Origin of the sequence: Rathayibacter sp. AY1A2 (assembly GCF_002930935.1) — a bacterium.
Taxonomy (GTDB): domain Bacteria; phylum Actinomycetota; class Actinomycetes; order Actinomycetales; family Microbacteriaceae; genus Rathayibacter.
On the sequence record NZ_PSTP01000040.1, the window covers coordinates 1 to 3,816 of the forward strand.

Here is a 3,816-nt window from a genome sequence, read left to right on the forward strand (position 1 = left end):
GCTCGGCGAGCTGCGCGTCGCGATCGAGTACGACTCCACCGGCCGTCACGGACTCGAGCACGTCGGGCACCGCGAGGAGGCCGACCGGCGGAAGGACCGCGCGCTCCGCTCCGCCGGGTGGGAGGTGGTGCGCATCCGCACGGGGAAGCTGCTGCCGCTCGGCCCCCACGACCTGGTCGCCACGGGAGTCACGGCCGCGCTGGCGGACCGTCTGGTCGACCGGCTCCGCGATGTCCGCGGTCCGCTGCTCGTCGACGCCTGGGGGCGCTGAGCGCGTCGTGCGGCGGCTGCGGGACGGTCCTCGGGGGACCCGTGCCCGGCGCGCCCTCCCCGGCACTCCGTCGCGGTGTCCGGCTCGGCGGAGCGGGACCCGTGGATGCAGTGCCGGCGAGTGGGAACCGTCGAGTGGGAGCCGGCGAGTCGGAGCGGTCGAGTCGTCGCCGCCGGCTCGCAGCCGACGCGTCAGAGCCGCAGGGCCAGCGCCTCGCTGCGCCAGCGGCGGTGCAGGGCCCAGGGGTCGGGCTCCCCGGCGCGCACGGTCTCGATGTGGGCGTCGAGCACGGGGCTGCGCGCGAACCACTCGGTGCGCTCCAGGCGCTCGTCGGCGAACTGGGCGTGCCGATGCTGCTCGAGTGCTCGCCCGCCGCGCTCGAACGCGAGGAGCTCCTCGTGCCGGAGCCGGTGGAGGCGCTGCCGGGGATTGCCGCTGGTGCCGATCTTGATCCGCTCGCCGAAGCGGATGTAGTAGACGACGTCGACCCGGGGCGGCGGCAGCTCGCCGTCGGGAGCGTCGCCGAGCCGCCACTCGCAGGCGGCGCAGAGCCAGGCGGAGGGGAGCCGGACGCCCAGGCGGGACCCGCACGCCGCGCACGGCGAGGGCAGGACGTCGATCACGCCGTCCTCGCGGGCGACCCAGTCGTGCGCGAGCCCGAGGTGCGCCGCGCAGAGCGCGAGGGGGGCGCCCGTCTCGGCCGAGGAGGCGCACCCTCCGATCGCGCACGCTGACATGCCGCCGACGCTAGGTGCGACCCCCGACATCGCGCCGCCGTCGACCGCGCCGCCGCGAGCACGCAGGAGTCGGAGTGCTCGCTCTCGAGGACGGCGGCACCCGCGCGCTCGCTGCCCGGCGGATCAGCTCAGGCGGTCGATCAGCGACGAGGCGAGGCCCGTGTAGCCGCCCGGCGTCAGCGCCAGCAGGCGCTCCTTCGCCGCGTCGCCGATGTCGAGACCCTGCACGAAGACGGCGAGGTCGTCGGCACCGAGGCGCTTGCCGCGGGTCAGGTCCTTCAGCAGCGCGTACGGGTCGGTGATCGAGGAGCGGCCGGCCGCCACCTCTGCGCGGATCACCGTCTGGATCGCCTCGGCCAGCACCTCCCAGTTGCCGTCGAGGTCGGCGGCGAGGGCGGTCGGGTCGAGGTCGATCTCGAGCAGGCCGCGGGCGATGTTGTCGAGGGCGAGGAGGGAGTGGCCGAACGCGACGCCGATGTTGCGCTGCGTGGTCGAGTCGGTGAGGTCGCGCTGGAGGCGCGAGGTGACCAGGGTCTGCGCGAGCGAGTCGAGCAGGGCGCTGGAGAGCTCGAGGTTCGCCTCGGCGTTCTCGAAGCGGATCGGGTTGATCTTGTGCGGCATCGTGGACGAGCCGGTCGCCCCGGCCTGGGGGATCTGCCGGAAGTAGCCGAGCGAGATGTAGGTCCAGACGTCGGTGCAGATGTTGTGCAGGATGCGGTTCGCGTGCGCGGCCCTGCCGTAGAGCTCGGCCTGCCAGTCGTGCGACTCGATCTGGGTGGTCAGCGGATTGAAGACGAGGCCGAGGGAGGTGACGAACTCCTCCGCGAGGGCGGGCCAGTCGGTGCCGGGGTCGGCGGCGAGGTGCGCGGCGAACGTGCCCGTCGCTCCGCTGAACTTGCCCAGGTACTCCGTCGCCTCGATCTGCGCGACGACCCGCTCGAGCCGGTAGGCGTAGACGGCGAACTCCTTGCCCATCGTGGTCGGGGTCGCGGGCTGGCCGTGGGTGCGGCTGAGCATCGACTCGTCGCGGTAGCGGACGGCCAGCTCCCGGAGCGACGCGACGACCGAGCGCAGCTTCGGCAGCCAGATCTCGCCGACGGCCTGACGGACCACGATCGCGTAGGAGAGGTTGTTGATGTCCTCGCTGGTGGCGGCGAAGTGGGTGAGCTCGGCGATGCGCTGCAGTCCGAGCTCCTCGAGCCACTGGCGGACGAGGTACTCCACGGCCTTCACGTCGTGGCGGGTGCGGGCCTCGAGGGCGGCCAGCTCGTCGATCTCGGGCTGGCCGAAGTCGCGGGCGCGGCGGCGGAGCTCCTCGGCGGCCGCCGCGTCGACGGGCTCGGAGCCGAAGAGGCGGCGGTCGGTCAGCGCCAGCAGCCACTCGACCTCGACGTGCACCCGCGCGCGGTTCAGCCCCGCCTCCGAGAGGTACTCGCCGAGCGACGAGACGGCACCGCTGTAGCGGCCGTCGAGGGGGCTCAGCGGCTGGGTGGGGAGCGAGGTCATGCGGTGGTGCCTTCCGGTTCTCAGGTGTCCTGCGCGAGGGCGGCGCGCGCGTCGGTGGAGTCGGGGCGGACCGAGCGGTTGCCGCGCAGTCCTGGTTCGATCTGGGCGAAGAGGGCCCGGCAGGCGCGCTCGATGAGCGCGAGCACCGAGTCGAACGCCGCCGCATCGGAATAGTAGGGGTCGGGGACGTCGCCCTGCGGGGAGAGGCCGGGCTCGAAGTCGAGCAGGCGGCGGATCTTCTGCCGGTCGACCTCGGTGCGCGCCCAGGAGCGCAGCGCGCGCTCGTGCCCGTGGTCGAGCGCGACGACCAGGTCGAACTCGGCGAAGCGGGACGGGTCGAAGAGCTGGGCGCGGTGGCGGCCCCCGTCGAAGCCGTGCCGCTCCAGCGCCGCGAGGGCGCGGCTGTCGGCGTGCTCGCCGAGGTGCCACTCGCCGGTGCCGGCCGAGCTGATCTCGATCGCGGAGCCGAGCCCCGCCTGCTCCGCCAGGGAGCGCAGCACCACCTCGGCCATCGGCGACCGGCAGATGTTGCCGGTGCAGACGAAGCACACGGCGAAGGCCGAGGGCGCAGGGGAGTCGGGGGTCACCCGCCCATCATGGCGCACCGCGGCTCCTCCACAGCAGGCCGATCGCGGCCGCCGTCCACCGATGGCGCGCGCGGCCTCCCGGGCGGCGGCGGCGCGGCCGATGCTGGCTGCCGAGCCGGCGGTGTCAGTCCTGACGGCGGCGGAGGAAGGGGCGCAGGAGGAGGCCGATGAACCAGTTCACCAGGGCGAGCACGAGGGCGCCGAGCACGCCCCACCAGAAGCCGTCCACGACGAGGCCGAAGCCGAAGAGGCCGCTGATCCAGGCGGTCAGCAGCAGCAGGAGGCCGTTGACGAGGAACGAGACCAGGCCGAGCGTCAGCACGTACAGGGGGAACGCGACCACCCGCACCACTCCGCCGACGACGGCGTTGACGACGCCGAAGATCACCGCGACCAGCAGGTACGTGAGGACCGCCGCGGCGGGGCCCTCCTCGTACGGGTCCACGCGCACGCCCGCCACGACCAGGGTCGTGAGCCAGATCGCGACGGCGTTGGTCAGGAGGCCGAGGAGGAGTCTGCTCATGCCTCCACTATCCCCGCAGGCGGGGCGCGCCGCGAGCCGGGGCTCAGGTGAGGGGCCCGCCGATGGTCGGCTCGGGCGCAGGAGTGCAGAGGCGGGGGTCGTCGGCGCAGGTCCGCGGAGGGAGCACCGCGGTGGGCTCGGGCTGCGGCAGGGGCTCCGCCGTCGGCTGCGGGGCCTCGGTCGGCTCGGGGG

Annotated in this window: 4 protein-coding genes and 1 pseudogene; 1 reads left to right on the top strand and 4 read right to left on the bottom strand. The window is 74.0% G+C overall.

What is annotated here, in order from left to right:
- Window positions 1-271: pseudogene (locus C5B93_RS16740) on the top strand (hypothetical protein); the annotation flags it as partial.
- Between the two features lie 191 nt (window positions 272-462).
- Here the strand turns inward: C5B93_RS16740 and C5B93_RS16745 are convergent.
- The 4 genes from C5B93_RS16745 to C5B93_RS16760 all read right to left on the bottom strand — a co-directional run bounded on the left by C5B93_RS16745 (window position 463) and on the right by C5B93_RS16760 (window position 3,624).
- Window positions 463-1,008 carry a GIY-YIG nuclease family protein gene (locus C5B93_RS16745; RefSeq protein WP_104288118.1) on the bottom strand — a complete coding sequence of 182 codons (546 nt, stop codon included), beginning with the start codon at window positions 1,006-1,008 and terminating at the stop codon, window positions 463-465.
- Between the two features lie 123 nt (window positions 1,009-1,131).
- On the bottom strand, window positions 1,132-2,514 hold the full coding sequence (gene purB / locus C5B93_RS16750; RefSeq protein WP_104292998.1) for an adenylosuccinate lyase: 1,383 nt from the start codon (window positions 2,512-2,514) through the stop codon (window positions 1,132-1,134).
- Window positions 2,515-2,534: 20 nt separating this feature from the next.
- Window positions 2,535-3,101 carry a low molecular weight protein-tyrosine-phosphatase gene (locus tag C5B93_RS16755; protein ID WP_181027248.1) on the bottom strand — a complete coding sequence of 189 codons (567 nt, stop codon included), beginning with the start codon at window positions 3,099-3,101 and terminating at the stop codon, window positions 2,535-2,537.
- Between the two features lie 124 nt (window positions 3,102-3,225).
- Window positions 3,226-3,624, bottom strand: coding sequence for a phage holin family protein (locus C5B93_RS16760; RefSeq protein ID WP_104225199.1), 399 nt, complete (start codon window positions 3,622-3,624; stop codon window positions 3,226-3,228).
- Between the last annotated feature and the right edge of the window lie 192 nt (window positions 3,625-3,816).